This window comes from Streptomyces yaizuensis, assembly GCF_034961445.1.
GTDB lineage: Bacteria > Actinomycetota > Actinomycetes > Streptomycetales > Streptomycetaceae > Streptomyces > Streptomyces yaizuensis.
Genome location: NZ_BSBI01000010.1, coordinates 313,877 through 340,516, shown reverse-complemented (window position 1 = coordinate 340,516; position 26,640 = coordinate 313,877). Strand labels below are relative to the sequence as shown.

The 26,640-nt window shown below is 71.1% G+C and carries 25 protein-coding genes, 1 tRNA gene and 1 pseudogene; 15 read left to right on the top strand and 12 right to left on the bottom strand.

Annotated elements, in window-relative coordinates; genetic code table 11:
- Positions 1-386: 386 nt before the first annotated feature.
- A complete protein-coding gene (gene lysS, locus SYYSPA8_RS24255) occupies positions 387-2,117 on the bottom strand; it encodes a lysine--tRNA ligase (protein ID WP_323449406.1) in 1,731 nt (576 codons plus the stop codon).
- Positions 2,118-2,360: 243 nt separating this feature from the next.
- On the opposite strand from lysS, the gene argS reads away from it, so the two are divergent.
- Positions 2,361-4,133 (top strand): arginine--tRNA ligase, encoded by a 1,773-nt coding sequence (gene argS / locus SYYSPA8_RS24250; protein ID WP_323449405.1) that lies wholly within the window; start codon positions 2,361-2,363, stop codon positions 4,131-4,133.
- Between the two features lie 101 nt (positions 4,134-4,234).
- Here the strand turns inward: argS and SYYSPA8_RS24245 are convergent, their stop codons facing one another.
- The gene (locus SYYSPA8_RS24245) at positions 4,235-4,507 is read right to left on the bottom strand and encodes a DUF1876 domain-containing protein (RefSeq protein ID WP_323449404.1); all 273 of its coding nucleotides are present in this window, start codon (positions 4,505-4,507) and stop codon (positions 4,235-4,237) included.
- 245 nt (positions 4,508-4,752) lie between these two features.
- Between SYYSPA8_RS24245 and SYYSPA8_RS24240 the strand changes: the two genes are divergently transcribed.
- From SYYSPA8_RS24240 to SYYSPA8_RS24230, 3 genes are all read left to right on the top strand, one after another.
- Positions 4,753-5,685 (top strand): NAD(P)-dependent oxidoreductase, encoded by a 933-nt coding sequence (locus tag SYYSPA8_RS24240; protein ID WP_323449403.1) that lies wholly within the window; start codon positions 4,753-4,755, stop codon positions 5,683-5,685.
- Between the two features lie 237 nt (positions 5,686-5,922).
- The gene (locus SYYSPA8_RS24235; RefSeq protein ID WP_323449402.1) at positions 5,923-6,819 is read left to right on the top strand and encodes a glycoside hydrolase family 19 protein; all 897 of its coding nucleotides are present in this window, start codon (positions 5,923-5,925) and stop codon (positions 6,817-6,819) included.
- Between the two features lie 247 nt (positions 6,820-7,066).
- A complete protein-coding gene (locus tag SYYSPA8_RS24230) occupies positions 7,067-7,978 on the top strand; it encodes a glycoside hydrolase family 19 protein (protein ID WP_323449401.1) in 912 nt (303 codons plus the stop codon).
- Positions 7,979-8,039: 61 nt separating this feature from the next.
- Here SYYSPA8_RS24230 and hemB read toward each other — a convergent pair whose 3' ends face one another.
- Entirely contained in the window at positions 8,040-9,029 is a 990-nt protein-coding gene (hemB, locus tag SYYSPA8_RS24225) for a porphobilinogen synthase (protein ID WP_323449400.1), read from the bottom strand.
- 10 nt (positions 9,030-9,039) lie between these two features.
- Positions 9,040-9,615, bottom strand: a complete 576-nt coding sequence (locus SYYSPA8_RS24220) for a DinB family protein (RefSeq protein ID WP_323449399.1) — start codon at positions 9,613-9,615, stop codon at positions 9,040-9,042.
- 228 nt (positions 9,616-9,843) lie between these two features.
- Here SYYSPA8_RS24220 and SYYSPA8_RS24215 point away from each other — a divergent pair.
- Positions 9,844-9,916 (top strand) — tRNA-Arg (locus SYYSPA8_RS24215).
- 186 nt (positions 9,917-10,102) lie between these two features.
- On the opposite strand, the pseudogene SYYSPA8_RS24210 reads toward SYYSPA8_RS24215, so the two are convergent.
- Positions 10,103-10,300 (bottom strand): annotated as a pseudogene (locus tag SYYSPA8_RS24210) (VapC toxin family PIN domain ribonuclease); the annotation flags it as partial.
- A gap of 40 nt (positions 10,301-10,340) precedes the next feature.
- Positions 10,341-10,610, bottom strand: a complete 270-nt coding sequence (locus SYYSPA8_RS24205; RefSeq protein ID WP_323449398.1) for a type II toxin-antitoxin system Phd/YefM family antitoxin — start codon at positions 10,608-10,610, stop codon at positions 10,341-10,343.
- Between the two features lie 141 nt (positions 10,611-10,751).
- Between SYYSPA8_RS24205 and SYYSPA8_RS24200 the strand changes: the two genes are divergently transcribed.
- Together SYYSPA8_RS24200 and SYYSPA8_RS24195 are read left to right on the top strand one after the other, a co-directional pair.
- Complete coding sequence (locus SYYSPA8_RS24200; RefSeq protein ID WP_323449397.1) at positions 10,752-11,018, top strand: hypothetical protein; 267 nt, start codon at positions 10,752-10,754, stop codon at positions 11,016-11,018.
- Positions 11,015-11,461 carry a hypothetical protein gene (locus tag SYYSPA8_RS24195; RefSeq protein ID WP_323449396.1) on the top strand — a complete coding sequence of 149 codons (447 nt, stop codon included), beginning with the start codon at positions 11,015-11,017 and terminating at the stop codon, positions 11,459-11,461. The genes SYYSPA8_RS24200 and SYYSPA8_RS24195 overlap by 4 nt, the downstream gene beginning before the upstream one ends.
- Before the next feature lie 54 nt (positions 11,462-11,515).
- On the opposite strand, the gene SYYSPA8_RS24190 is transcribed toward SYYSPA8_RS24195, so the two are convergent.
- On the bottom strand, positions 11,516-11,866 hold the full coding sequence (locus SYYSPA8_RS24190; RefSeq protein ID WP_323449395.1) for a hypothetical protein: 351 nt from the start codon (positions 11,864-11,866) through the stop codon (positions 11,516-11,518).
- Between the two features lie 404 nt (positions 11,867-12,270).
- On the opposite strand from SYYSPA8_RS24190, the gene SYYSPA8_RS24185 reads away from it, so the two are divergent.
- The gene (locus SYYSPA8_RS24185; protein ID WP_323449394.1) at positions 12,271-13,473 is read left to right on the top strand and encodes a cytochrome P450; all 1,203 of its coding nucleotides are present in this window, start codon (positions 12,271-12,273) and stop codon (positions 13,471-13,473) included.
- A gap of 46 nt (positions 13,474-13,519) precedes the next feature.
- Here SYYSPA8_RS24185 and SYYSPA8_RS24180 read toward each other — a convergent pair whose 3' ends face one another.
- The 3 genes from SYYSPA8_RS24180 to SYYSPA8_RS24170 form a co-directional block, all read right to left on the bottom strand.
- Positions 13,520-14,428 carry a lantibiotic dehydratase C-terminal domain-containing protein gene (locus SYYSPA8_RS24180; RefSeq protein WP_323449393.1) on the bottom strand — a complete coding sequence of 303 codons (909 nt, stop codon included), beginning with the start codon at positions 14,426-14,428 and terminating at the stop codon, positions 13,520-13,522.
- A gap of 40 nt (positions 14,429-14,468) precedes the next feature.
- Positions 14,469-17,162, bottom strand: a complete 2,694-nt coding sequence (locus SYYSPA8_RS24175) for a lantibiotic dehydratase (RefSeq protein ID WP_323449392.1) — start codon at positions 17,160-17,162, stop codon at positions 14,469-14,471.
- Between the two features lie 238 nt (positions 17,163-17,400).
- Positions 17,401-17,547, bottom strand: coding sequence for a thiocillin/thiostrepton family thiazolyl peptide (locus SYYSPA8_RS24170; RefSeq protein ID WP_323449391.1), 147 nt, complete (start codon positions 17,545-17,547; stop codon positions 17,401-17,403).
- A gap of 164 nt (positions 17,548-17,711) precedes the next feature.
- Between SYYSPA8_RS24170 and SYYSPA8_RS24165 the strand changes: the two genes are divergently transcribed.
- From SYYSPA8_RS24165 to SYYSPA8_RS24145, 5 genes are read left to right on the top strand one after another with little or no spacing between them, the layout of a single operon-like run.
- Complete coding sequence (locus SYYSPA8_RS24165; RefSeq protein WP_323449390.1) at positions 17,712-18,791, top strand: hypothetical protein; 1,080 nt, start codon at positions 17,712-17,714, stop codon at positions 18,789-18,791.
- A 52-nt stretch (positions 18,792-18,843) separates the two neighbouring features.
- Positions 18,844-20,196, top strand: a complete 1,353-nt coding sequence (locus tag SYYSPA8_RS24160) for a YcaO-like family protein (protein ID WP_323449389.1) — start codon at positions 18,844-18,846, stop codon at positions 20,194-20,196.
- Positions 20,193-20,828, top strand: a complete 636-nt coding sequence (locus tag SYYSPA8_RS24155; protein WP_323449388.1) for a TOMM precursor leader peptide-binding protein — start codon at positions 20,193-20,195, stop codon at positions 20,826-20,828. The genes SYYSPA8_RS24160 and SYYSPA8_RS24155 overlap by 4 nt, the downstream gene beginning before the upstream one ends.
- Before the next feature lie 13 nt (positions 20,829-20,841).
- On the top strand, positions 20,842-22,536 hold the full coding sequence (locus SYYSPA8_RS24150; RefSeq protein WP_323449387.1) for a nitroreductase family protein: 1,695 nt from the start codon (positions 20,842-20,844) through the stop codon (positions 22,534-22,536).
- Complete coding sequence (locus SYYSPA8_RS24145; RefSeq protein WP_323449386.1) at positions 22,533-23,228, top strand: nitroreductase family protein; 696 nt, start codon at positions 22,533-22,535, stop codon at positions 23,226-23,228. Before SYYSPA8_RS24150 ends, SYYSPA8_RS24145 begins: the two co-directional genes overlap by 4 nt.
- Before the next feature lie 77 nt (positions 23,229-23,305).
- Here SYYSPA8_RS24145 and SYYSPA8_RS24140 read toward each other — a convergent pair whose 3' ends face one another.
- Positions 23,306-24,301, bottom strand: coding sequence for a LuxR C-terminal-related transcriptional regulator (locus SYYSPA8_RS24140; protein WP_323449385.1), 996 nt, complete (start codon positions 24,299-24,301; stop codon positions 23,306-23,308).
- A 201-nt stretch (positions 24,302-24,502) separates the two neighbouring features.
- Here SYYSPA8_RS24140 and SYYSPA8_RS24135 point away from each other — a divergent pair, with 201 nt between their 5' ends.
- Positions 24,503-24,802, top strand: a complete 300-nt coding sequence (locus SYYSPA8_RS24135) for a hypothetical protein (RefSeq protein ID WP_323449384.1) — start codon at positions 24,503-24,505, stop codon at positions 24,800-24,802.
- 221 nt (positions 24,803-25,023) lie between these two features.
- Positions 25,024-25,212, top strand: coding sequence for a hypothetical protein (locus SYYSPA8_RS24130; protein ID WP_323449383.1), 189 nt, complete (start codon positions 25,024-25,026; stop codon positions 25,210-25,212).
- A 362-nt stretch (positions 25,213-25,574) separates the two neighbouring features.
- Here the strand turns inward: SYYSPA8_RS24130 and SYYSPA8_RS24125 are convergent, their stop codons facing one another.
- A complete protein-coding gene (locus tag SYYSPA8_RS24125) occupies positions 25,575-26,567 on the bottom strand; it encodes an adhesin (protein WP_323449382.1) in 993 nt (330 codons plus the stop codon).
- Positions 26,568-26,640 lie beyond the last annotated feature (73 nt).

Genomic DNA, 26,640 nt, shown 5'->3' with positions numbered 1-26,640 from the left:
GGGGACCAGTCCCCGAACCCCTGCGCCTCAATCGCCGGCGAGGCTGGATTTGTGCGGGTCGACCCGGCCCGGGTGTGGTGCGGGTTGGCGGGGCCTCCGGGCTCACCTCCTCGGGGTCGGCGAGCGTACTCACCAAGTCCTGTGCGGGTCGGGCTCCGCCGATCCCCTGCGGGGGCGACCCTGCACCCCCACCCACGGACCACGCGAAGGGCAGCCGGTACCCCAGGCGGGGGAAGAAGGGTGCGGGACCCCGTACCGACACGGGCCGGACAGCCGGGACCCCGCACGAGCGCGACGCCCCCGTACCGACGCGGCCCGGCCAGCGCCAGGCCGCCCCCGTACCGACACGGGCACCCGACCCCCCGGCGGGGGAAAGGCCGGGAAGGTCAGACCGTGAGCAGCGCCCGCACCCTCTCCGCCCCCACCGCCAACAGCAACGTCGGCAACCGCGGCCCCGTCTCCCGCGTCACCAGCAGCCGGTACAGCAGCGCGAAGAACGTCCGCTGCGCCACCTTCAGCTCGGGCGTCGGCTTCGCGTCGGGCTCAAGACCGGCCATCACCTTGGGCACGCCGTAGACGAGCGTGGTCAGCCCGTCGAGGGACCAGTGCGTGTCGAGGCCGTCCAGGAGCAGCCGCAGGGATTCGCGGCCCTCGTCGTCCAGGGAGTCGAGGAGTTCCCGGTCGGGTGCGGCGCGGACGATGGTCCGGGCGTCGGCGGGGACCTGGCTGGTGATCCAGTACTCGGCGCGGTCGAGCCGGGGCCGTACCTCGTCGAGCGAGGTCAGCGGGTTGGCCGGGTCGAGGTCGCCGAGGATCCGCAGGGTCTGTTCGTCGTGGCCGGCGGTGATGTCGGCGACGGAGGCGAGCGTGCGGTAGGGCAGCGGCCGCGGCGTGGCCGGCAGCTCTCCCGCGGCGGTGCGGACGGCCCGGGTGTACGCGGCGGCGTCGGCGGGCAGCACGGAGCCGTCGGCGACCTTGGCGGCGAGCTTGTCCCATTCGTCGTACAGCCGCTGGATCTCCTGGTCGAAGGCGATCTTGAAGGACTGGTTGGGCCGGCGCCGCGCGTACAGCCAGCGCAGCAGCGGCGCCTCCATGATCTTCAGGGCGTCGGCCGGGGTGGGCACGCCGCCCTTGGAGGAGGACATCTTGGCCATGCCGCTGATGCCGACGAAGGCGTACATCGGGCCGATGGGCTGCTCGCCGCCGAAGATGCCGACGATCTCCCCGCCCACCTGGAAGGAGGATCCGGGGGACGAGTGGTCCACCCCGCTGGGCTCGAAGATCACCCCTTCGTACGCCCAGCGCATGGGCCAGTCGACCTTCCACACCAGCTTGCCCTGGTCGAACTCGGACAGCCGGACGGTCTCCGAGAATCCGCACGCCGTGCAGGTGTACGTCAGCTCGGTGGTCGCGTCGTCGTACGCGGTGACGGTGGTCAGGTCCTTGCCGCAGCCGCCGCAGTACGGCTTGTACGGGAAGTAGCCGGAGGAGCCGGTCCCGTCGTCCTCGCCGGCCGCGCCGGAGCCCTCGGCGGCCTCCAGCTCGGCCTCGTCGAGGGGCTTCTGGGACTTCTTCTGCTGCGGCTTCTTCTTGGTGCGGTACTGGTCGAGGACCGCGTCGATGTCGCCCCGGTGCTTCATCGCGTGCAGGATCTGCTCGCGGTAGACGCCGGAGGTGTACTGCTCGGTCTGGCTGATCCCGTCGTACTCCACGCCCAGCTCGGCGAGGGCGTCGACCATGGCCGCCTTGAAGTGCTCGGCCCAGTTCGGGTGGGCGGAGCCCTTGGGGGCGGGCACGGAGGTCAGCGGGCGGCCGATGTGCTCGGCCCAGCCCTCGTCCACGCCCTCGACCCCGGCGGGCACCTTGCGGTACCGGTCGTAGTCGTCCCAGGAGATCACATGGCGGACCTCGTACCCCCGGCGGCGGATCTCGTCCGCGACCAGGTGCGGGGTCATGACCTCGCGGAGATTGCCCAGGTGGATGGGGCCGGAGGGGGAAAGCCCGGACGCGACGATGACCGGTTTCCCAGGCGCGCGCCGCTCCGATTCCGCAATGACCTCGTCCGCGAAACGGGAGACCCAGTCGGTCTCGGTGCTGCTCTGAGCCACGGTCGGCACGTCCTTCTTCCTGATCGCTGGGGGCTGATCGCGTGAGCTGATCGCCGAGGCTGCCCTCGGGGCCCCATTCTCCCAGACGGCGGGGCCGCCCCGCCGCTCACTTCCCGGTGACCGTCCCGGCGCCCGGGCCCGGCGGCAAAACCGGGGCGAGAGCGCCGCCACCCCCATGGGACACTTGACATCCACCGTCCCGGACCTGTCGTCCGCGGACGACCGGACACCTCGACCCCAGGAACGGATCCCATGGCCTCGGTCCCCTCACTCGCCTCGGATGTGCAGCAGCGCCTCGCGAACGCCCTGACGGCAGCCCTGCCGGACGCGGGCTCCGCCGACCCGCTGCTGCGACGAAGCGACCGGGCCGACTTCCAGGCCAACGGCATCCTGGCGCTCGCGAAGAAGCTCAAGGGCAACCCGCGCGAGCTGGCGACCCGGGTCGTGGACGCGATCGGGGCGAATGACGTGCTGAAGGAGATCGAGGTCTCCGGCCCCGGCTTCCTCAACATCACGCTGACCGACCGGGCGATCATCAGCACGCTGGCGGCGCGCGCCGCCGACGACCGGCTCGGTGTGCCGTTCGACGAGCACCCGGGCACCACGGTGATCGACTACGCCCAGCCGAACGTGGCCAAGGAGATGCACGTCGGCCATCTGCGGTCGGCGGTGATCGGCGCGGCGATGACCGAGATCCTGGAGTTCACCGGCGAGAAGGTGATCCGCCGCCACCACATCGGCGACTGGGGCACCCAGTTCGGCATGCTCATCCAGTATCTGATCGAGCACCCGCACGAGCTGGACCACAAGGACGGCGACGACGTCTCCGGCGAGGAGGCGATGACCTCGCTGAACCGCCTCTACAAGGCGTCGCGGACGCTCTTCGACTCCGACAAGGAGTTCAAGGCGCGCGCCCGGGACCGGGTGGTCGCGCTCCAGGCCGGCGATCCGGAGACCCGTGCCCTGTGGCAGCGGTTCGTGGACGAGTCGAAGATCTACTTCTACTCCGTCTTCGACAAGCTGGACATGGAGATCCGCGACCCGGACATCGTGGGCGAGTCCGGCTACAACGACATGCTGGACGAGACCTGCCGGATCCTGGAGGAGTCGGGTGTCGCCGTCCGCTCCGAGGGCGCGCTCTGTGTCTTCTTCGACGACGTCAAGGGCCCGGACGGGCAGCCGACCCCGCTGATCGTGCGGAAGTCCAACGGCGGTTACGGATACGCGGCGACCGACCTGTCCGCGATCCGCGACCGGGTGCTGACGCTCGGCGCGGACACCCTGATCTACGTCGTGGACGCCCGGCAGTCCCTGCACTTCAAGATGGTCTTCGAGACGGCCCGGCGGGCCGGCTGGCTGAAGGACGGCGTCCAGGCGGTGCAGCTGGCGTTCGGTACGGTCCTGGGCGCGGACGGCAAGCCGTTCAAGACCCGTGAGGGCGAGACCGTACGGCTGGTGGACCTGCTGGACGAGGCCGTGCGGCACGCCACCGACGTGGTCCGGTCGAAGGACGAGAACCGGGGCGAGCTGAGCGAGGCGGAGATCGCCGAGCGCGGCGAGCAGGTCGGCATCGGCGCGATCAAGTACGCGGACCTGTCGACGTCGGCGACCCGGGACTACCGCTTCGACCTGGAGCAGATGGTCTCGCTCAACGGCGACACCTCGGTCTACCTCCAGTACGCGTACGCCCGGATCCAGTCGATCAAGCGCAGGGCCGCCGGGACCCGGCCGCAGGCCCACCCGGAGCTGGAGCTGGCGCCGGCCGAGCGGGCGCTGGGGCTGCACCTGGACCGGTTCGCGGAGACGATCGCGGAGGTGGCGGCGGCGTACGAGCCGCACAAGCTGGCCGCGTACCTGTACCAGCTGGCGTCGCACCTGACGAAGTTCTACGACCAGTGCCAGGTGCTCAGCGAGGAGAACGCGCCCGAGGTGGTCGAGAACCGGCTCTTCCTGATCGACCTGACCGCGCGCACGCTGCACCAGGGCATGGCGCTGCTGGGGATCAGGACCCCCGAGCGCCTCTGACCGCTTGTACGAACTCGCACGAACTCGTACGGGAAGGGGGCGACGGGCCCGCGACCGGCTCTTGTGCCGGGGCCCGTCGCCCCTTTCCCGTACGTACGTATCTAGCCGAGGTCGTGGGAGGTCCGCCCCGACGCCTCGTCGATCTCCCCGTGCGCCTTCTGGAGCATCTGGGAGGCGATGTCCATCAGGGCGCGGGCGCCGGCGATCTCCTCGCCGACCCGGAGCTGGTCCGAGTCGGAGGGGTGGCGCTGGGCCGTGCCGTGGCCGCGGACCTCGGTGCCGTCCGGGAGCCGGACGAGGGCGGCGGCGCGGGTCCGCTGATGCCCCTCCTCCCGGAATTCCATGTCGATGTGCCATCCGACCAGCGTCTGCATGGCGGATCACCTCCAGCGGTACAGCTGCGCGTCCGGTTGGTACGTCTCCAGGGTGCGCCCGCCGCCCGCTGATCACCACCGCCACCGGCCCCTCATACTTACTCTTCGGTGAGTACCGCACTAAATAGTCGGTACTTGTAGGTCCGGAAGCGCGTCGAAAGGATGGCGGCACACCCAGGACGCACCCAGGACGCACCCAGCACCTCCTCGGCGCATCCGGGAAGCCGACACCGAGGAGCCTTCGCATGTCCGCCACGCCCGCCACGCCCGCCCGGTCCACCGACTCCACCGTTCCCGCCGTTCCCGGTTCCCCCGCCGCCCGGGTCTCCGTCTCGGTTCTCGGCCTCGGCCTGATGGGCACCGCCCTCGCCACCGCCTTCATGGGCGCGGGCCACGACGTCACCGTCTGGAACCGCACCCACGCCAGAACCGGCCCGCTGGCCGCGCGGGGCGCCCGCCCCGCCCTCACCCCTTCGGAGGCCGTCGCCCTCTCCGATGTGACGGTCCTCTGTCTCACCCACAACGCGGCCGTCGAGGACATCTTCGCCGTGCTGGGCGGCCAGGTGACGGGGAAGACCCTGGTCAACCTCACCAACGGCACCCCCGAGCAGGCGCGTGCGCTGTCGCGGTGGGCCACCGCGCAGGGCGCCCGCTATGTCGACGGCGGCATCATGGCCGTCCCGCAGATGATCGGCGGCCCGCACGCGTATGTCTTCTACAGCGGCGACGAGGAGGCGTTCAGGGCGTACCGGCCGCTGTTCGCCGCGCTCGGCGGGACCCGTTTCGTCGGCACCGACCCCGGTCTCGCCTCCGTCCACGATCTGGCGCTGCTCACAGGGATGTACGGGATGTTCGTGGGCGTCAGCCATGCCTTCGCGCTCGCCCGGTCGGAGGGCATCGCGGCCGGTGACCTCGCCGGGCCGCTGAGCGAGTGGATCGGCGCGATGCTGCTGGGCGTGCCGGCCGACGCCGAGGCCGTCGACAGCGGCGAGCATCGGACGGACGTCTCGAACCTGCTGGTCAACCAGGCCGCGCTGACCAACTTCACCGCGACCTACCGGGCCAGGGGTCTGGACACGGCCTTCTTTGAACAGCTCCAGTCGATGCTGGACCGCGCGGTCGACCGGGGTCATGGCGCCGACGGGCTCTCCCGGCTGGTCGACGTCATCACCAAGTGATCTTTTTCGGCCAACCGCCCGTGGTTCAACCCGCTCCGAAAGTTGGCGTGTTATAGACCCCTGTTGATATTGGTCTGGACCTTGACGGGACTCCGTCGGCGCGTTTCAGTGGTGTTCCCCCCACCACCACGGCACACCCGGCATCCCCTCCCGGCCCCCAACCGGGCGCCTGCGTACGGCCGTTGATGCACGAAGGAGTCCATCGTGCCAAAGAAGAGTCGACAGAAGAGTCGACTGATGTCCGCCCTGACCGGATTCCTGGCGGCGGCCGGGCTCGCGGCGGCGAGCCTGCTCCCCACGGCGACGCCGGCGGCGGCGGACGAGTGCACCACCGCCCCCTCCTGGCGCGCCGGGACCAACTACGTACCGGGCAACATCGTCCGGTTCACCGACGGCAACTTCTACATCGCCGAGCACGCCAACCCCGGGTACGACCCCACGATCAGCACCTGGTTCTGGAACCCGCACACCTGTAGCGGCGGCAACCCCGGCGGACCCGGGACCCCGGACCCCTCCGGCTTCGTGGTGACCCAGGCCCAGTTCAACCAGATGTTCCCTGGCCGGAGTTCGTTCTACACGTATCAGGGTCTGACCACCGCGCTCAGCTCGTTCCCCGCCTTCGCGAAGACGGGCAGCGACACCGTACGGAAGCAGGAGGCAGCGGCCTTCCTCGCCAACGTCGGGCATGAGACCGGCGGCCTGTACCACGTGGTGGAGCAGAACACCGCCAACTACCCGCACTACTGCGACCGCACCCAGCCGTACGGCTGCCCGGCGGGCCAGGCGGCGTACTACGGCCGCGGCCCCATCCAGCTCAGCTGGAACTTCAACTACAAGGCGGCGGGCGACCATCTCGGCATCGACCTGCTGCGCAACCCCTCGCGGGTGCAGAACGAGCCGGCGGTCGCCTGGCAGACCGGCCTGTGGTACTGGAACACGCAGAGCGGTCCGGGCACGATGACGGGCCACAGCGCGATGGTGAACGGCGGGGGCTTCGGCCAGTCGATCCGTTCCATCAACGGCTCCCTGGAGTGCAACGGGGGCAACCCGGCACAGGTCCAGAGCCGGGTGAACAACTACACCCGCTTCGCCCAGATCCTGGGCGTACCGACCGGGGCCAATCTGTACTGCTGAGCCGCACGGAACCAGCGCGTCCACCCGCGGGCCGGGGGTACCTCCCCCGGCCCGTTTCCCATTCTCCGAGGCCAACCACCCCTGGATTACTGCGGGTTACTGAGAAAAAGGCATTGGTCTATACCTTGACTGCACCCCCGCCGGAGCGCTTGGGTGTGCGTACACCCCGCCACGGCGTGCCCAGAGAGTGAGCCCGGTCTCCCTGGGTCGATGCGGCACGCCTGTTGATGTGCGAAAGGGAAAGTCCGTGCTGAAAGAACGTATGAGGGCGCTCATGGTCGGCGTCGTCGCCGCCGGATCGCTCGCGGCCTCGGTGCTGATGCCGACCGCGACGGCGAACGCCACCACCCCCGCCGACGAGTGCGCCCAGGCGCCGAGCTGGTCGGCCGGCGCCAACTACAGGGCCAAGGACATCGTCAAGTACACGGACGGGTCCGTCTACATCGCCGAGCGCGACAACCCGGGGTACAACCCGGTGGTGAGCACGTACTACTGGGACAAGTACGTCTGCGGCACCGGCACCGGCAACCCGAAGCACAACAGCTTCGTGGTGACCGAGGCCCAGTTCAACGAGATGTTCCCGCGCCGGAACCCGTTCTACACGTACCAGGGCATGGTGGACGCCATGCGGGCGTTCCCGAAGTTCGCCAACACCGGTACGGACACCATGCGGAAGCAGGAGGCGGCGGCCTTCCTCGCCAACGTCGGGCACGAGACGGGAGGCCTCTACTACATCAAGGAGATCAACGAGGCCAACTACCCGCTCTACTGCGACCGCGACCAGCCGTACGGCTGCCCGGCCGGCCAGGCGGCGTACTACGGCCGCGGCCCCATCCAGCTCAGCTGGAACTTCAACTACAAGACCGTGGGCGACTACCTCGGCAAGGACCTGCTGAACGACCCCTGGCTGGTCGAGGAGGACCCGGAGATCGCCATGATGACCGGCCTCTGGTACTGGAACACCCAGGACGGCCCGGGCCCGATCACCGGCCATGACGCGATGGTCAGCGGCGCTGGTTTCGGCCAGTCGGTCCGCTCCATCAACGGTGCTCTGGAGTGCGACGGCAAGGGCCCGCAGTACGTGCAGAGCCGGGTGACCCGCTACGAGCGCTTCACCAGGATCCTGGGCGTGCCCACCGGGCCGGCGCTGTACTGCTGATCCCGTACAGCTGACACACAAGGAGGGGCCGGGAGATGTCTCCCGGCCCCTCCCTTGCAGGTCAGAGCCCCTGGGCGACCTCGGTGGCCCAGTAGGTGAGGATCATGTCGGCGCCGGCCCGCTTGATCCCGGTGAGGGTCTCCAGGATCGCCTTCTCCCGGTCGATCCAGCCCTTCTCGGCGGCGGCCTCGATCATCGCGTACTCGCCACTGATCTGGTACGCGGCCACCGGCACCGAAACCGACTCGGCGATCTTCGCGAGGACGTCCAGATACGGCCCGGCCGGCTTCACCATGACGATGTCGGCGCCCTCCTCCAGGTCGAGCGCCAGCTCGCGCAGGGACTCGCGGACATTGGCCGGATCCTGCTGGTACGTCTTCCGGTCGCCCTTCAGCGACGAGCCCACGGCCTCCCGGAACGGCCCGTAGAAGGCCGAGGAGTACTTCGCCGTGTAGGCCAGGATCGACACGTCCTCCTTGCCGATGGTGTCCAGGGCGTCCCGGACCACCCCGACCTGGCCGTCCATCATCCCGCTGGGCCCGACCATATGGACCCCCGCGTCGGCCTGGACCTGCGCCATCTCCGCGTACCGCTCCAGAGTGGCGTCGTTGTCGACGCGGCCTTCGGCGTCCAGGACCCCGCAGTGGCCGTGGTCCGTGTACTCGTCCAGACAGAGATCGGACATGATCACCAGATCGTCGCCGACCTCGGAGCGGACATCCCGGATGGCGACCTGGAGAATCCCGTCCGGGTCCGTCCCCGCCGTACCGAGCCCGTCCTTCTTGGACTCCTCCGGCACCCCGAAGAGCATGATCCCGGCGACCCCCGCCGCACGGGCCTCGACGGCCGCCTTCCGCAGCGTGTCCCGGGTGTGCTGCACCACGCCGGGCATCGCCGAGATCGGCACGGGCTCGCTCACACCCTCCCGGACGAAGGCGGGCAGCACCAGGTCGGCGGGGTGCAGCCGGGTCTCGGCCACCATGCGGCGCAACGCGGGCGTGGTCCGCAGCCGGCGGGGCCGGGCCCCGGGGAAGGATCCATAGGCACTCATGCCCCCTACGCTACGCCCCGCCCGCGGGCCCTCCGCGCGGGGTCGGCCGCCCTCCCCCGGCGGCGAGGGCGCCGCGCAGATGGAGGACGGACCCGATCTCGGCGACGTTCTTGGCCAGCTCGAAGTTGAGCCAGGCGGCGACGGCGGAAAGGGGCAGCCCTTCGCCCCAGGGCAGCCCCCGGGTCCGCTCCGTGGAGTCCAGCTCACCGTCGGCCAGCCCCAGCAGCGCCGTACGCCACTCCTCCTTCAGCGCCCCGATCCACCGGACTGCGGCACCGGCATCCCCGGGCCACGCGATGTCCTCCCGGGCGGGGGCGCCGTCCCCGAAGCAGTGCCCGAGCGTGGTGGTCCACCAGTACCCGATGTGCCAGGTCAGCCACCCCACGGTGGTCACCGGCACGGGCTCGGGCCCGGGCACCTCCCAGTCGGCCACCCACCGCCCGTCCACCCCGGGCCGCACACTCCAGGCCCCGGGCGCGGGCTCCCAGAGACACGCCTCGTCATCGATCGCACCGGCGTGGTGCTCGAAGAGCGCCCACACCATGTCCAACTGCCCCACCAGAAGATCGACCCGCGCATTGTCCATCCCGGGAGCCTCCCAGCCACCCCCCGGCCCGGACAACCGTTTTCCCGGGCCCGCCCGATCCCCCGCGATCTCTCGAACAACAGCACATCCCAGCACCTCACCGGCGGGCACATCCGCTACCCTGTCAGAGGTCAGTGGGACTTTTCCCCGGCGGCCCCGATCTTGATCGACCAGCCGCCCACCCTCCTGACCAACGGACCCGCCCGCCCACTTCGGCAGCGGGCTCCGGCCTTCGTAGCTCAGGGGATAGAGCACCGCTCTCCTAAAGCGGGTGTCGCAGGTTCGAATCCTGCCGGGGGCACACCGCATTACCGCTCCGACCTGGGGTTCCTCCCCCAGGAAGGCGCTCCGCCCGGCCTCGGACTCCTCGTCCGGGGCCGTTTGCGCAAGCAGACGGGGAGTTGATCTCGCGAGTATCGCTCGCATGCACGCCACACGCGCACGGTGCGGCCCATGAGATGGCCCCACCCAGGCCCCGGCTCTGGCGTCAGCCTTCGTGGGGCGCCTTCGGGCGGGTGACCGGTACGACGGTGAGCAGGTCGTCCAGCCCTTTGAAGTCGTCGGGATTGGTGGTGAAGAGGGGAAGGTCCTCGGCCACGGCGATGGCGGCGATCATCAGGTCGGCCACCCGGCGGCGCGGCTTGCGGCCCGCACTGATCACGGAGGCGCAGATGCGGCCGTACATGATGTTGGTGTCGAGGAGTCTCTGCTCGTACGTCGAACGTTCAGTGAGCACAGGGGTCGTCCAGGTACGTGTCAGCCGTGGCGTCCTGGTCGGCGCGGAACGTGTCGAGGTGGATATCGGAAGCGGCCCGAGACATTGCGGCGAACTCCTGGCGGGAGGCGAACCGTCGGCGTCGCCGCAGGGGGACGAGTTGACCGACCGGGTGTCCGTCGCGAGTGACCGTGAACGACTGACCACCCTGTATCGCGTCCATGATCTCTCGGGACCGATTGCGCAAATCCCGCTGGGTGATTTCAGGCTGAACACTCACATCAACCACGGTAGCGCCGGGTGCTACCGAGTGCTACGCCACGCCTGCGGCTTGCGCCGACAGCCCTTTGGCCATGAATGCCGGCGAGCGACCGGGGTGGACCGGCAGCCGTCACCGGGCAAGATCTGTCATACTTGAAGTATGGCAACACGGAAGATCACCATCACCGTGCCGGAAGAGCTGGTGGAATCGATCAAGGAGCGCGTGGACGCGCGCGGGGTGTCCGGCTACATCGCAGCCGCCGCTGCTCACCAGGACGCCATGGACCGGCTGCGCGAGTTGGCCGAGCGTCTTGAGGAAGAACACGGCGACGTGACGGACGAGGAGCAGCAGGCGGCGCTGGACCGCATCGCCGCCATCGACGGCTGGCATGACGAACAGCGATCGAGTCCGGACGTTGCCGCGTGAGCCCCACCGCCCGAGCCAAGCTTCACCGGCCGCGACAGCGCGTCTTCGTCTTCGACTCCGAGGCTCTCTCCAAGGCGGTTCAAGGCGACCGGGAGATGACCGCGCTGATCAAGACAGCTCCCCGGCTGGACATCCCGATCGTCACCTCGGCGCTCACGATCCTGGAGGCATGGGATCCCCGGGAGACGTCGAGGCAGGCACTCTGGAACTGGACCCTGTCCCGGATCCGTGTCGTGCACACCGACGACCAAGTGATCGCCATGGCGCGCGACATGCTGAGGACAGCCGGCCTGCATGGGCACACGTACGCCATCGACGCCGTTCTGGCGGCTGTGGCCGGGCGGGAAGCGGTGCAGGGGGCTCAGGCGACCGTCTTCACCTCCGGCGCCGACGACATGCATCAGCTCCTTGAGGGCCACTCCGTGCGTGTCGAGAAGGTCTGACGACACGCCACCCCATTCCTCGCTCCGGCCGTTCACCTGAGCGACCCTGTGCCGCTACCGCGTGCCGGAAGCAGGCTCCAGGGCGACGCCCAGGCCGGCCAGTTCGTCGTGGACGCTCTTCCCCTCGGCGATCGCCTCCAGTGCGAAGCCGCCGACCGAGGTCGGCGGATAGCCGATGATGTCGATCGCCCGGCTCACCTGGAACATACCGCCCTGCTGGTCCGGGCTGTCCCAGAGATAGAAAGCGCCCCACAGCTGGCGTTCGGAATTGGAGAACCACGCCTTGAAACGCATGCCGTCCAGGGTCGAGTAGGCATCGACGGCATAGTCGCGCAGATACTCCCGAAGGCTCTCCACAGTGGCCTCGGAGTTCTTCAGGTCCCACATGACAATTTTGACGTACATACCCGGGCCACCCCTTACCGAAAAGGTCCATCCAGCAGCCTTGAGCGTACCGTCCAGTGCCCCTTCGCACGAGGGTCGATCAGGCGTCAACAACCTGGTCAGAGGGGTGGGATGGCCCCGGGAGCAGGCCGGGACCGCCGCTTCCCCCGTGGCCGGGAGCGGAAACATGTGACTGGTCACAGCCTTCGGCTATATCTCGCGCATAGGGTGTGATCAGACCGGAACAGCGCCCCGGACACGGGCCGCGCAAGCTCTCGGTAAGTCAGCTGGCAGCCATTCTCGTACCACCTCGCGCGCATTCGGTCTCTTCTTACCCACGACCATAAGGTTTCATCAGGCATGCGTCTGTCCGGCTCCGATGGAGTGCGGCAGCCCATTCCCTTGCGACAGCAGCGGAGTAGACCATGACGGACCCTCAGTCCACCGCCTTTCCCCACCCGCGGACCTGTCCGCTCCGGCCTCCGGCGGAGTACGCGTCGCTCCGCGCCGAGCGGCCTGTCTCCCGGGTCACCCTCGCGTCCGGGCGGACCGCCTGGCTGCTCACCCGGCACGAGCACATCAGGCAGTTGCTCGCCAGTCCCGACGTCAGCTCGAATCTGGCCCTCCCCGGTTTCCCGCTCTCCTTCGAGGCGCCCCCGGAGATCCTGGAGCAGTACCGGCCGATCCTCGTCTCCATGGATCCGCCGGACCACACCGCGCAACGGAAGCTGGTGGTGTCGGAGTTCACCGCCCGGCGGGTGAATCTGCTGCGGCCCCGGATCCAGGAGATCGTGGACGAGCGGATCTCCGCCATGCTCGCCGGCGGGGGGCCCGTCGATCTGGTGGAGGAGCTGGCGCTGCCCGTGCCGTCGCTGGTGATCTGCGAACTGCTCGGGGTGCCCTACGCCGACCGCGCGTTCTTCGGGGACCGCACCAGGAAGCTGGTCTCGATATCCGTCGATCCCGAGGAGCGGAACCGGGCGAACCAGGAGCTGAACGAGTACTTCGCCACGCTCGTCGCCGCCAAGGAGAAGGACCCCGGTGACGATCTCCTCGGCCGGCTCGTCCTGAAGAACCGCGAGACCGGGGCCCTCAGCCGGGAGGACCTGGTCAAGATGGCGTCCGTCCTGCTGATCGGCGGGTACGAGACGACCGCGAACATGATCTCCCTCGGTACGGTCGCCCTGCTGGAGAACCCCGGACAGCTGGCCCGGCTGACGGCCGACCCGGGGCTGGCGCCGCAGGCGGTCGACGAGCTGATGCGCTACTTCAGCATCGCCGACCAGGTGACCTCCCGGGTGCTGCTGGCCGACATCGAGATCGGCGGGGTGCTGCTCCGCGCGGGCGAGGGCGTCATCGGGCTCAACGCCTCGGGCAACCACGACGAGGCGGTGTTCCCCGACCCGGAGCGGCTGGACATCGACCGGGGCGGGCGGCACCACCTGGCCTTCGGGCACGGCATCCATCAGTGCGTCGGCCAGAACCTGGCCAAGGTGGAGCTGGAGACCGTGTTCACCACCCTCTTCGCCCGGATCCCCGGTCTGCGGCTGACCGTCCCGGTGGCGGAGCTGCCCTTCAAGGACAGCTCCGGGGTGTACGGCCTGCACAGCCTGCCGGTGACCTGGTGAGCCGGGGTCCCCGGGCGGGCGGGGTGGTCCCGCCCGCCCGGGGATCTCAGCCGGCCCGCTCCTCCAGCGCCCGCCGGACGAGGTGGGCGACCAGTCCCTCGTGGGCGGGGACCAGTCCCAGGCGGTTGTTGGCCGTGTGGATGTAGTTCGAGAGGCAGCCCAGGTACGGCGTGCCCGCGAGCCGCAGATCGTGGACGTCGCCGCCGGGTGCCGTACCGGCCGCCGCGCGGGCGCGCTCCGTGGCACCGGCGCTGGTGGCGAGGAAGGCATCGTCCGGAGGGCTGTCCGCCCAGACCGCCGCGCACAAGTTCGTGAGCTGGGGCGAGACCCCGCGGTACAGCTGCGGCCAGGCCGCCCGCACCGTGTCGGGCGCGTATCTGCGCCACCACTCCTCGTACTCGCGCAGGAACACGATGGCGGCCTCGGGGCCGAGGCCCGCGCCGCGCAGGAACATCGCCATGATCCGGGCGGCCTCCCCGATCGGCGCCTGGCCGGTGCCGCCCCGTGCCGCCTGTTCCGCCAGGAGTCCGAGGACCGCCACGGACGTCTCCCGGAAGACGGTCTCGGCGATCGCCACCCCCTGCGGACCGCCGTACTTGCGGTACTCCGGCGCGTAGGGTGCCCGGTCGACGCTGCCGAGGGGCAGCCCCGCCGTCTCCTCCTCCTGTTCCAGGCGGGCGAGTTCGGCCTGGAGGGTGAGCCCGTACGCGTACTCCTCCCGGGCTCCGGAGTCGAACTCCGGCAGGGAGCGGGCCAGCGCGGCCACGACCCGTTCGGCGGCGGCGGCCGATCCCGCTCCCGGGCCGCAGAGCATCCGCAGCCGCAGATGGGGGCCGCCCTGCCAGTACCGCAGGAAGAAGAAGTGGTCCCACAGGCCCTCGGCCCGGAGCAGGGGCGCGACCGTGTCGTTCAGGAACGCGGTGTGCAGCGAGGGCGGAAGGTGGAGGTGCGCCACCCGCCACTCGCGGGTCCCCGCGGGCTCACGACCTGTCGGTTCACTTGTCGGTGCACAGTTCAACGAAGAACTCCTCTGCTGCGGTCCGGCCCGTGTCCGGCCCGTAGTCGTCCACGGAGGGAAGGCATTCGCGGACCGACACGAGCACATCGCCCCGTGACAGCGCTGACTTGGCGAAGCTCCGCACCAGGTAGGGGTTGCGGAAGTCGACGTACATCGGCTTGTGGACGCTGGCCCGGCGCAGATGCTCGTAGTCCGACCAGCGGCGGGACACCTTCCGGCTGCGGCCGGCCATCACGTCGCGTTCCTCGGGTGTCTGGCACAGCACGAAGGCGTGCCGGGGCAGGCCCCGGGCCAGGCGCCAGGTGTCGAAGTCCACGAGGGCTTCGAACGAGTCCCGGCTCAGCTCCTCCAGCATGGCGATGTCGGCGGCGGGAACCGTCCACGACCTGCGGTCGGCCACGACATCGCCGACGACCAGGCGCGGGGCGCCGCCGGTGTGCGCGGCGGGTCCTCCGGCGTCCAGGATGTCGTCCAGCGGCTTCCACAGATAGCGGTTGGACGGGGTCAGCGCCTCCAGCAGGCGGTAGAGCAGCGGGACCCCGATGGGGGTCAGGAAGTTCATGGGGACGAGGTCGAGGGCCTCGCCCGCCTCCGGGTCCCAGAGGGACAGCGACCGGGTGGCGGGGTCGGCGCGGACCTCCAGCCGGTCCAGGGTGTACGGGGTGCGGCCGGCGCCGAGCGTCACTCCGCCGGGGTAGTCCACGACCTTCCGGGTCAGCGGGGGGTGCAGGTTGAAGTTGAATCCGAGGACGGAGTTGAGGTCGGTCTGGCCGGGGAACCGGCGGTCCAGGTGCTCGCGCTGGGCGTCCCGCAGGGACCAGTCGCCGTCCCCGCCGATGAACGAGCCGAACCGGGAGAAGTAGACGCCGTAGCCGGTGAGTACGCCGTTGACGACCAGGGTGCGGTCCTGCCCGGGGAGGGCGCCGTGGGCGAACTGGGTCCGGAAGGTCACGGACTCGGTGTGCCGGAGGTCGTCCACGCCCGCGCAGGCGGCTTCGACGGCCGCGGGGTCCAGGTGCACGGTTCCGTCGCCGGGCACGAGACCCTCGCGGACGGTGCGCAGGGCCTCGGCCCGCTGGGCGGCGTACGTGGCGGCCGCCGGCACGCCCCGGCCCATGAGCACGTCGACCTGTTCCTGGTCGCCGAGCGCGGAGAACGCCCGGAAGAAGTCGAGGAAGGGCATGCTGCGGCGGTCCCCGAGCACCCGGGTCGCGAAGGCGTGGAGGCCGAGCCTGCGGATCTGGCCGTTGTCCATCAGCGAGGCCAGGCGCCACAGGCCGGTCAGGGCGGGCAGGCTCCGCCGCACGGTGGCGAGGTCCCATGCCTGTGGTGGGACGGAGGTGGGGGTGTCCTCGAAGACCGGTGACTTCAGGACCGCCTCGGGAGGCGGTGACACCTGGCACAGACCGGCGATGTTGGTGATCGCCTCGTGGGCGGAGTCGAGCAGGTTCCGGCGCTCCCCGGCCGGCGCGCGGGCGAAGTCCGTCTCCAGGCGCCGGAGCCGGGCGAAGTGCCCGGAGAGTTCCCGGGTCTGCGGTGTGCCGCCCGCGGCGAGCATGGCGGCCAGCTTGGCGGCGTAGTCGGGGTCGTGGTCGTCGACCTCCGGCCGGAAGAAGAGGACGCCGGCGCGGATCAGCCCGTGCACGACCTTGCGGCTCAGCTCCTCGTCCCCGGTGACCTCGGTGAGGGCGCGCAGCACCGGGACGGCCGGGGCCGATCCGTCGGGCATCGCCGCGAGCAGCGCGTCGATGAGCGGTTCCCGGCGCATGCCGAGCACGGTCTCGGTGGCGATGTGTCCCTCGTCGCGGGTGCCGGGGGCGACACCGGCGAACTCGACGGTGTCGGCGCCGCGCCGGAGGGTCGAGTTGAGGACCAGCAGGCCGGATTCCAGTCCGCCGGGGATCCGGGGGAGGGCGGCGAGGACCCAGTTGACGAGGAGGCGGTTGAGGGTGGTGACCGAGTCGTCGGAGGTGTCGGACAGACCGAACGTGTCGGATGCGTCGGATGGGTCCGGTCCGGTGGGGCGGCCGGGGGCGGCGGTGCCGGGGGCGTCCGGCGGGAAGGCTCCGATCTCGGTGAACCGGCCGAAGGGCGACGGCTTCAGGCTCGCCCGGTACGCGAAGTTGACGAGGGAGGACTCGCGGACCCTGGCCTTGCTCGGTTTACGGGCTCCGCTGCCGCCGAGGACGAAGTCGCGCAGGCCCCGGTAGAGCTGGTCCCCGGAGAGCTGGAGGCTCCGTTCCATCGCGTCGTGCTCGAAGAGCGCGCGAAAGCCCCGGGCGGCGGCCGTCCTGCCGTCCTCCAGTTCCCGCGCTCCCTCGCGTGCGCACTCCTCGGCCCTGGCGCACAGGGCGCACCAGCGCTCGACCGCGCCGAGCAGTTCGGGATCGAGGTGCGGGCGGAGGGGTGCCAGCTGTGCCGCGACCCGTTCGTGCCGCCGGTTGTGCACATCGCGGCGGAGCCGGAGGAGGCCGGCGCGGACCCGCTCGTCGCCGGCGGGCACGCTCTCGCCGATTCGGTCGCTCAGCGCGGCGGCGGTGGTGTCGATCTCCTCCCGCAGGGCGCGCAGTTCGTCGACGCGCGACCAGGCGGCGGTGAAGGACATGCCTTGTTCCAGCTCGCCCAGGGGGAGTCTGCTCCGCCGGTAGACGACATACGGACTGACGCTCACACGCATAGGAGAATCCCCCACTTCGTCACGCGGGCCTGGGCCGCCCCGGCGTGCGGATCGGACCGGGCCACGGAGCGGGGCCCACGCGTACCTTTTCCCGGGGAGTTCCCGGCCCTTCGATATTTCTTCGTTCTTGTCTGCGGGAAACGCAGGGACTGTCGGGACAGCCGGGCTTTCGGGACCGCAGAAAGCCACCGCCGAGGTGCACCTCGACGGTGGCTTTTTCACTGCCCCAGGGTCAGGACGAGGAAGAAGAACTCGTCGAAACGCTGGTCGTGGTGCACGACGCGGCCATCACCTGCGCCAGGTCGTCGTTCTCGCCCGCACCCGCAATCAGGTCCGAGATCTCAAGAACGTTGAGGTCGATCTCCTGCTTCTGCTCCATTTGCATACACCCCCTTTCGACGGCTCCGAAGCTAGTTTCAGACACTGACTAGATGCAAGGTGCATTTACTGTGGTGTAGGTCACACGGAAGAGAGGATTAGCAAGATCCACATCGTGGGTACTGTCGCCCCCGAACAGTCTTTGACCAAACCGGGGGGTCCATCGTGCATTTGCTTGCCACCATCCCTCGGCCGGATGGTTCAACGTTTAAAGAAATACTCGCCCCGCTTATCGGCGATTTCTTCCCGCCCGACCGCGCGCGACAGCACGGCCCCTACTACTTCGTCCGCACCTGGGACGACCGGGCCGGCACGGAGCTGCTGCGGATCAGCCTCGACGGGGTCGTGGACCCCGGCGCCACCGGCGACGAACTGCGCCGGACCGCCCGCCGGTACGGCTGCGAGGCCCACATCGAGGAGACCCCGCCGGAGGCGGCCCCGTCCCCGCTCTGGAACGCGGGCTTCGACGGAACCGGCTTCCCCGCCCTCTCGAAACGCCTCTACCAGGAGGCCGCGCCCATCCTCGGCCGGTTCCTGGCCGGGGCGGCGGGCGAGGAGCGGGGCCCGCTGGGGGCGGCGCTCGACGCGATCCACCTGATGACGGCGCACACCCGGGCGACCCTGCTGGGCTCCCCCCAGCGGGACCTCGCGGAGTACGGCTTCCGCGACCTCCTGACCCTGCGGCTGCTCAGCTACCGGTCCCACTTCGAGGCGATCTATGCCCGTAGCAAGGACCCCGCCGCCTTTGAGGCGGCTTGCGCCCGCTTCTACGCACAAGCAGGGGAAACCGCCCGGAATGCCGTCCTCGCCTACGGCGACCCGGACACCGGACCCGCGGACCGTACACCGGCCCAGGAATGGACCGATTTCATTGTTTCCAGCTCGCAGGCCGTGGGAAAGCATTTCCAGAACGGCACCGTCCGGGACGCCGGCCGGACGCTTGAGGATCTGGAACGCGAACGCGGCGGTCCCGTCGAGCCGACACGATTCCATATACCGCCGATCCCCGAACTGGATCAGCTGCTCCACCGCGATATCGACTTCCTGACATTCAGGCTGCAAACCAGCGTTCTGTACAGCTGCCTGTACACCCTCGGTTTCAGTCTGGCGGAGAGATATGTCTTCTGTTATGTCGTCGCCCGCGCCAACGAAGAAATCGCCGGAAAATCCATGAAAGAACTCCAGGACGATCTCGACGAACTGGCCAGGCGCTTCGCGGCGGCCGGTGCGGCCATCACCGGGTGATACGGCGGCACCACGGGGAGCGGGAACACAGGACCGCAGGAAGAAGAACGACGTGTATCTGAGCACATACCAGGAGCAGGAGCACATCTCGCCGGAGCTGCGCGGTCTCGAAGGGCTCGTGTCGCCCTACGGGCTCGTCTCGCACACGGCCCCGCTGCCGGTGCGTGAGGGCGAACCGTCCTTCGCGGTCCATCTGGCGCACCTCGGCGACCCCTCCCGCGCCCTCGCCAATCTGCGGGTCTGGGCCCACGACGACGACATGGGCAACGTCGACGGCGCGGGCAGCGCGCTCACCGCCGACCGCGCCCGGCTGATCTCCGTGGCGGAAGCCCTGGAGCGCTACTCCACCTGCGCGTGGGACGACGACGAGATGGTGGTCGCCGCCGAGAACGACCTCACCGAGGAGTACGTCTCCCCCTCCCGCTGGCCCCGGTGCTCACCGGCCGAACTGGCCCGCGACGAGTGCAGCATGGCCCCCTACGACCCGTCCGTCCCGATCCGCTGGGTGCGCGCGTGGTCGCTCACCCGGCGCGTCCCCGTGCTCGTACCCGCCATCTCCGTCTATCTGCACATGCCCTACCACTCCCGGTCCGAACGCTTCACGCGCGGCATCACCACCGGCGCGGCCGTCCACTCCGACGTACGGGCCGCCGTGCTCAACGGGCTGCTGGAAGTCGTCGAACGGGACGCCATCGCCCTGGTCTGGCTCCAGCGGCTGCGCCTGCCCGAGCTGATCGTGGACCCGGACCGGCTCGACCCCGCGACGAGGGCGTACCACCGGGCCGGGACCTCGACGGACCTGCGGGTGCGGCTGTTCGACGCGACCACCGATCTCGGCGTCCCCGTGATCTACGCGGTGCAGCTCGCCGACGCCGACCCCACCCTCGCCCAGATCGTCGCCGCCACCTGCGAGGTACGCCCGGAACAGGCGCTGGCCAAGGTCTACCGCGAGCTGGCGTCCCTGCGGGTGGCGCTGCGCGGATACGTGGCGGCGTTCGCCGACCGGGAGCCCGACCCGGCGAAGGTGAGCGTGGTCGGCGGCGCGGTCCACAACGCCGCCCCGGCCCGGCGCGGCGTGTTCGACTTCCTGCTCGACGGCGAGCGCCCCACGTACGGCATCGACGGCATGCCGGGCCTGCCGGCCGGGGCGGACCCCCTGGACACGGTCGTCTCCCGGCTCGCGGCGCGCGGCGCCGAGGTCCTCGTCGCCGACATCACCACGGACGAGGCGCGCCAGGTCGGCATGCGGGCGGTCAAGGTGCTGGTGCCTGAGGCGATGCCGGTGTCGTTCGTGCACGCCGAGCGCTTCCTCGGCACACCGCGCCTCTACGACGCGCCCCGCGCCATGGGCCACCCGTCGCACGCCGAGGACGCGGTCAACCCCGAGCACCAGCCATTCGCGTGAGCGCGACAGAGGAGCAGAGCACCATGCCGCACGACCCGCGCCCCCAGTGCCTGTACGTCGTACGGGGCACCTTCGGCCGAAGGCTCGCGGACCACCGCCGTGTCCCCGCGGAGCTGCGGATGTCCTTCGAGGACTTCCAAGGAGGCGCGGCACCGCCCGCCGATGTCGTCGTCCCCGTCCACTCCGGCAGCGACGCCGGACTCCGCGACATGGTCGACGACCTGTGCGCGCGGCGGGGCACCCCGTCCGTCGGGATCCAGCTCCTGCCGACCAGGATGGTCTGCGGGCCCGTGGTGGTCCCGGGCAGGACCGCCTGCCACGCCTGCTACCGGCGGCGCACCGCCCAGCACGCGGGGACCGCCCGCCCCTACGACGTGGACGCGGCCCTGTCCGGGCTGGACGAGGGCTTCGGGCCGCAGCACGTGGCGATCGCCTCCGGGCTGCTGGAGCTGGCCCTGACCGAGATCACCGCGGGCGCCCCGGGCATCGGGGGCACCGTGCGCACCTTCAGCCTCGTCTCTGGCGCCGTGTCCGCGTCGGCGACGGTGTCGGTGAACCGGTGTCCCCGCTGCGGGGACCGGTTCGCCGAGGAGCGCGCGGCCGGCGCGCTGCCGGTTCCGGAACTGCGATAGAGGGGGATCGGACATGGCTGCCGAGATGAAGGCCGAGCTGATCGGCCAGGCCGCGCTGACGGACCTCCAGCTGACGGTCCCACGCCGGCCCGCCCTGCGGCGCGGTGTGCGGCTGCGGCGGTCCGGGGACTCCGTCGTACTCGACGGGGCCGACCGGATGCAGGCGTTCTCCGGGGAGTTCGCGCGCGAGTGGCTGGTGCCGCTGGCCGAGGCGTGCGACGGCACCCGCGACCACGCGGCGCTGGCGGACGGACTCGGGCTCCCCGAGAGCGCCGTCCACACCTGCCTGGCCCTGCTGTGGACGGCCGGCGCGGTCGAGGAGGCCACCCCGGACGAGGAGCCGCCCGTAGCGCCCGAACTGGCCTGCTTCCTGTCCCGGCTGGGCAACTCGACCGGGGTGAACGCGACCTGGGCGGACGCCGCGGCGCGCCTCGCCCGCCGGCCCGTGGCCCTCGAAGGGGACCCGGCGCTCGTCGGCGCCGCCCGGCGGGCCCTGCGGGGGGTGTGCCCCGTGGTCACCGGGGACACGGACCCGGCCGGCGGCGGCCACCCGACGGAACACCCGGCGGAGCACCCGGCGACGGACCCGCCGAAAGACCCTGCGACGGACCCGGCGGAACACCCGCCCGCGTTCACCGTGTTCTTCGAGACGGTCGCGTCGGCACCGCTGCTCGCCGACGCGGAGAAGGCCTGCCGGCGGGACGGGCGCCCGCTGCTGCGGGTGCGCGCCGACGCGGCGACGATCGTCGTCGGCCCGTACGTCGATCCCGCGATCACGCCCTGTCTGGAGTGCGGTCGCCACGGCGAGGCGGAACTCGCCGGTGAACCGGCCGCACACCAGCTGGACCTGGTCGCCGGAGTGGCCGCCCACCACATCACCGCGGTACTCGCCCGGGCCACCGTCACCCATCTGCCGATCGACTCCAGCGTGATCGACACGGCGACGCTCGCCACGTCCTACCGCCCGGCGACCACCCGCCCCGGGTGCCCCGAGTGCTCCCACGCCCGTGGGCCGGTCGCGCCCGAGGCCCCGGCCAGCGCGGTCTACGAGGCCGCCGTCGCGATCCCGCCGCGCGCGTTCCTCGACCCCAAGGGCCACCAGGCGCACTACTACACGGCGAACATCCGGCTCCAGTCGCAGTTCCGGCAGTGGCCCAGCCGCGTCCGGACCCCGCTGCCCGCCGCCGACCTCTCCGCGCTGGCCGGCCCCGGCCACCGGGGCGGCACCCCGCTCACCCCGCACCACCTCGGCCTCGTGCTCAAGATCGCCTTTGGGCTCAAGGACGACGAGACCACACCGGAACGCGTCAAACGGTGGACCGCCGCCTCCGGGAACATCGGATGCACCACGGCCTACGTCGTCGTACGCGACGCGTCCGTGCTGCCGCCGGGTGTCTACGCGTACGCCGAGGGGAGCCACACCCTCGCGTCCGTCTCCCGCACGGTCCCCCCGGGGGACTCACCGTGCGACATCGTCGTCACCGGCGATCTGAAGAAGGTCATGAGCAAGTACGGCACGTTCGGCTTCCGGCTGGCACTCCTCGACTCCGGCTGCGCCCTCACCAGCGCCCGGCACGTCGCACGCCATCTGGGGCTGGACTTCGCCCCGCGAACGGACTGGGACGACGACGCGCTGACCCGGATCCTCGATGTGTCACCGACCGAGGAACCCGTCGTCGCCGTCGCGTCCCTGGGAGGTACGGCATGAGGAACGACCTGGCGGCCCTGATGCCCGTCCTGGAGGGCTTCTCCTCCCGGACGAGCACGTCGGACGGGCGGGCCGCGGAACGCGGGCCGGTGCCCTTCGCGAACGCCGTACCTGCCGAACCTGCCGAACCGCTCGCGGAGGAGCTGCGGCCCGTCCACGACCTGCGGGACACGCTGCTGCGACGGCGTTCGACCATGCACTACGGGGACGGGCCGGTCCGCACCGACGTGGTCCTCTCGCATCTGCGGGAGGCACTGGAGCAGGACCGTGCCGACTGGGGTATGGACGCCGAGGCGGGCGAACTGGAGGCCTTCGTCTTCGCGTTCCGCGGCGAGGGCGCCCCGCCCGGGGTGTACCGGGTGACCGCCGGGGACTGCTCCCACCTGGCCGGGCCCGACGAGGTCGGCCCACCGGAGAACCTGGTGCTCCAGCGCGAGTTCGCGGCGGCGGCGGGGATCGTGGCGGTGTACGCGAACCTGGACCGGGCCGACACCTGGGCCGGGTCGCACGGCTACCGCGTCTGCGCGGTACGGGCCGCGATGGCGACCTACGACTTCCATCTGCGGTGCCAGGCGGCGGGGCTCGTCGGGTCCCTGTTCGGAGGGCTCATCCCGTCGGCCGTGCGCGGCCTCGTGCACAGCGACGGGGTGACCCGCCATCCCCTGCTCGCCACCACGTACGCGAGGCCCTGAGCCAGGTCCCGAGCCGGGCCGGACCGCCGCGGGCTCTCAGCGCGCCTGCTCTCAGTACCTGCGCTCAGTACCTGCTCTCAGGGCCGGACCGAGAGCCAGCCGCGCCGGACCGCGCGGACGCCCGCCTCGAAACGGCTGCGGGCCTCCAGGCGTTCCATCAGGTCGCCCGCGATCCGGCGGGCCGTGCGCGGGGAGACCCCGAGGCGCTTGGCGACCGACTCGTCGGTGTGGCCGTCGGCCAGGAGGTGGAGCACGGCCGACTGCTGCGCGGTGAGTCCGTGCGGGTCGCGGACGTTCGCCTCCGCCAGGGGCTGGGCGGTGGCCCACGTCGCCTCGAAGAGGGCGCAGAGCGCGGTCAGCATGCCCTGCCCGGTGAGGACGACCGCGCCCGCCGCCGTGTCGTCGCTGCTGACCGGGATGACCGCCGTCCTGCGGTCCGCTATCAGCATCCGGGTCGGCAGGGCCGCGACCGTACGGACCTGTCCGCCGAGGCCGGCCAGCCAGTTCGCGTGCTCGATCGAGGGCCGGCTGTTGCGGACGCTGTCGAGATAGACCGTACGCATCCGCACCCCCCGGTTCAGCAACTGCTCGTTCAGCGGCCGGGACGCGGCGATCGCGGACTCCGTCAGCGAGGAGTCCGGGGAGAAGGCCATCAGCTCGTGCTCCAGGTCCCGGGTGAGCGTGATCAGCCGGTCCCGTACCTCGTCGAGCCCGACGAGCTGCTCCACGCCCGGGTGGGAGGAGGCCGGGCGCAGCTCCGCGTACTCCGATATCAGCTGGGCCGCCGCCGCGCGGGACGCCTCCAGGCGCTGCTGCTCGGCCGCCAGCTCGGCCTGGCGGCGGGCCATCAGGATCTCCATGCCGATGTCGGGCGAGACCACGCGCACCCCGCCGGAGTCCTCCAGCGAGCCCCGGACCAGGGCCAGTTCGCTCAGCTCGTCCAGCGCGCGACGGACGGTCTCCTCGCAGTCGCCGGTCACGTCCACGAGAGCCGCCACCCCGGCGTCCGGATGCAGCAGCATGGCACGGTAGACGGATTCAGCCGCAGTGCTCAGCCCAAGGCCCGTGAGCATGGGTCCCCCTCGTGGTCGGCAGGTCACAGCATGGACGATGGTCAAGCATGGACGATCATCGCAGAAATTAGCCCATATCTGCACAGAAAATGCACTGAATTCCGCCGGGGAACGAAACGTGTAGGGCCGCTTCCGGCCGTGGCCCGAAGCGGCCAGCGCGGCGGGCGGACCCGGGTGGCGGCGGGGCCCGACCCTGGGGGCATGTATCTCGTGCACGCTCGCTTCGAGACCGCGACCGAAATCCCCCTGGAGCTGGACGTGGTGAGCCAGGCCCTGCTCGCCCCCGGCGACCGGGTGGAGCACCTGTCCGTGCACCGGCGGCCGCCTCGGCACTTCGTGTTCGGCTTCTACCTGCTGGCCGACGCGCTGGCCGAGGCCGAGGCGCGGGCGGAACGGGTGAGCCGGCGGCTGCTCGCCACCGGCCGGCTGCCACCCGCGCGGCTGCTGGAGGCCGAGGCCCCGCTGATGCCCGCCGAACTCCTCGGTTTCGGCTGCGCGTGACCGACCCGTCCCGCAGCCCTCACCCACCGTAACTGGCCGGAAACGGACGACCTGGCCGCAACCGTCCACGGCCTCTTCGGTCCACCCGAATGCTCTTCTCACCCCGCCGCGGCGCGGCTTAGCTAGACCTCACCGGGCAGGGCACCAGCCGCAGGGTGCGAACCGTCCGTACGGCAGAGTCGTCACCCCTGACGTACGGAACATCTGAAAGGACTTCCCCCATGAGCACCACCCGCCTCACCAAGGTCGCTGCGGCCGCCGCCCTCGTCCTCGTTCTCGGCACCCCGGCCGCCGCCTCCGCCTCCGTCGACGGCACCCCCGACCGGATACCGGCCGCCGTCACGGCCGTGGAGAGCAGCACCGCCGACAGCTCCGTCGTCGCCAAGCCGGCCGACATGAGCTGGCAGTAACCGCCCGCCCCCACGGGCCGTTGCCCCGGCCAACGGGCCGGCCGAGAACCACCCGGGAGCCCGGCCCCAAACGGGCTCCCGCACCAGGACCCGCGCCACCTCTCCTCAGGGCGGCGCGGGTCCTGCTTTCTTTGCAGGCTCGGTTCGCCTCCGGGGCGCTGGAGCGAGTGCCGACGGTCGATCGTGCTCGACCGCTCGTTCCTCACGGCCTCCGCGCGTTCTCCCTTTCGACACCCGCGGCGCCCCTTCGGCTCACTCGCGACAGGGGGCACCGTAAAGGGGCGAAGGCCGGTCGTCCGGTACGGCACCGCGCGGCCTGCGAGCCGATCACGGTCCGCGAGCCGGTCACGGCCCCGCGTCGGTCACGCCGCCGGCCGGCAGTCCGCCCGCATCTGGGCCGCCGCGTGGTGCGCGCCCTCGCGTCCCCCGCCCCAGTCCCGGCCCCGGTCCAGCAGCCGCACCGTCAGCGTCCCCTCGCTCACCCGCAGCCCGTGCACCTGCGCCCGCGTGCCGCGCAGCGCCCTCTGGTCCACGCGGAACGTCTGGAGGGTGCCGCCGCCGCCCGCCGACACCTGGTAGACGGACGGGGCGCCCGCCACGTCCCGGTCGTGCTCGCCCTCGGGGACGACCACCGTCAGCGAGCACTCCCGGTACCCCGTGCCGACGTCCCAGGACCAGGTGGCCGAGCCGCCGCCGTCCCGGTCGTCATGGCCGGACATCGGCACCGCGCTGAAGCGGCCGTCGCAGCCGTTGCCCTGGTGGCCGCCCCCCGGGCGCGAGTACCAGCCCTCGTCGCCGTCGAGGTAGCGGCCGTGCTCCCGGTACTGCCCGCCGCCGGAGCAGCCGGGGCCCGCCCAGGCCGAGTACGCCGGCCTCAGCGGGTGCGCGGACCGCCGCGCGGACGCCTGAGGGGTGGGGGCACCGCCGTCCCCGGGCAGGGTCGCGGAAGACGACCGCTGGGCCGGCGGTGGGCCCGGCGCCGTGGACGCGGTCGGGCGCGGGGGCCGCTGCCGCTCCCCGCGTTCCGCTCCGGGGGCCGCGCCGCTGCCCGTGCCGCCGCCCGCGTCACCGGCCCGGTCGCCGGGGGAGGACCCGCCGGCCGTGCGCCCGGTCGGCGGCGACGGTTCGATCCGCTGCGGGACCCCGCCGAGACCGCCGAGGTCCCCGAGGCCGTCGGGGAGCAGCCCCGGCTCCCCCGCCGACCCGGTGGACTTCGACCGCGCGGGATCGCCGCCGCGCAGCGTCACCACGGACGCGGCGAGCGCGAGCGCCGTCAGGACCACCCCGCCGACCAGCAGGATCTTCCCCGTACGGGAGAGCAGGGAGAACCGTCCGAGCATGGTCTCCCGGGCCACCCAGCCACTCCCCGCGGGGCCCGCCGGGGCCCCGCAGACGGGGCATCGCATTCCGGGCAGCGCGCCGCTGCCG

Excerpts from the sequence above, each read along its gene's own strand:
- argS (WP_323449405.1), top strand. The coding sequence starts at position 2,361 with ATGGCCTCGGTCCCCTCACTCGCCTCGGATGTGCAGCAGCGCCTCGCG.
- SYYSPA8_RS24245 (WP_323449404.1), bottom strand. The coding sequence starts at position 4,507 with ATGCAGACGCTGGTCGGATGGCACATCGACATGGAATTCCGGGAGGAG.
- SYYSPA8_RS24240 (WP_323449403.1), top strand. The coding sequence starts at position 4,753 with ATGTCCGCCACGCCCGCCACGCCCGCCCGGTCCACCGACTCCACCGTT.
- SYYSPA8_RS24235 (WP_323449402.1), top strand. The coding sequence starts at position 5,923 with ATGTCCGCCCTGACCGGATTCCTGGCGGCGGCCGGGCTCGCGGCGGCG.
- hemB (WP_323449400.1), bottom strand. The coding sequence starts at position 9,029 with ATGAGTGCCTATGGATCCTTCCCCGGGGCCCGGCCCCGCCGGCTGCGG.
- SYYSPA8_RS24220 (WP_323449399.1), bottom strand. The coding sequence starts at position 9,615 with ATGGACAATGCGCGGGTCGATCTTCTGGTGGGGCAGTTGGACATGGTG.
- SYYSPA8_RS24200 (WP_323449397.1), top strand. The coding sequence starts at position 10,752 with ATGGCAACACGGAAGATCACCATCACCGTGCCGGAAGAGCTGGTGGAA.
- SYYSPA8_RS24190 (WP_323449395.1), bottom strand. The coding sequence starts at position 11,866 with ATGTACGTCAAAATTGTCATGTGGGACCTGAAGAACTCCGAGGCCACT.
- SYYSPA8_RS24185 (WP_323449394.1), top strand. The coding sequence starts at position 12,271 with ATGACGGACCCTCAGTCCACCGCCTTTCCCCACCCGCGGACCTGTCCG.
- SYYSPA8_RS24170 (WP_323449391.1), bottom strand. The coding sequence starts at position 17,547 with ATGGAGCAGAAGCAGGAGATCGACCTCAACGTTCTTGAGATCTCGGAC.
- SYYSPA8_RS24150 (WP_323449387.1), top strand. The coding sequence starts at position 20,842 with ATGGCTGCCGAGATGAAGGCCGAGCTGATCGGCCAGGCCGCGCTGACG.
- SYYSPA8_RS24145 (WP_323449386.1), top strand. The coding sequence starts at position 22,533 with ATGAGGAACGACCTGGCGGCCCTGATGCCCGTCCTGGAGGGCTTCTCC.
- SYYSPA8_RS24140 (WP_323449385.1), bottom strand. The coding sequence starts at position 24,301 with ATGCTCACGGGCCTTGGGCTGAGCACTGCGGCTGAATCCGTCTACCGT.
- SYYSPA8_RS24135 (WP_323449384.1), top strand. The coding sequence starts at position 24,503 with ATGTATCTCGTGCACGCTCGCTTCGAGACCGCGACCGAAATCCCCCTG.
- SYYSPA8_RS24130 (WP_323449383.1), top strand. The coding sequence starts at position 25,024 with ATGAGCACCACCCGCCTCACCAAGGTCGCTGCGGCCGCCGCCCTCGTC.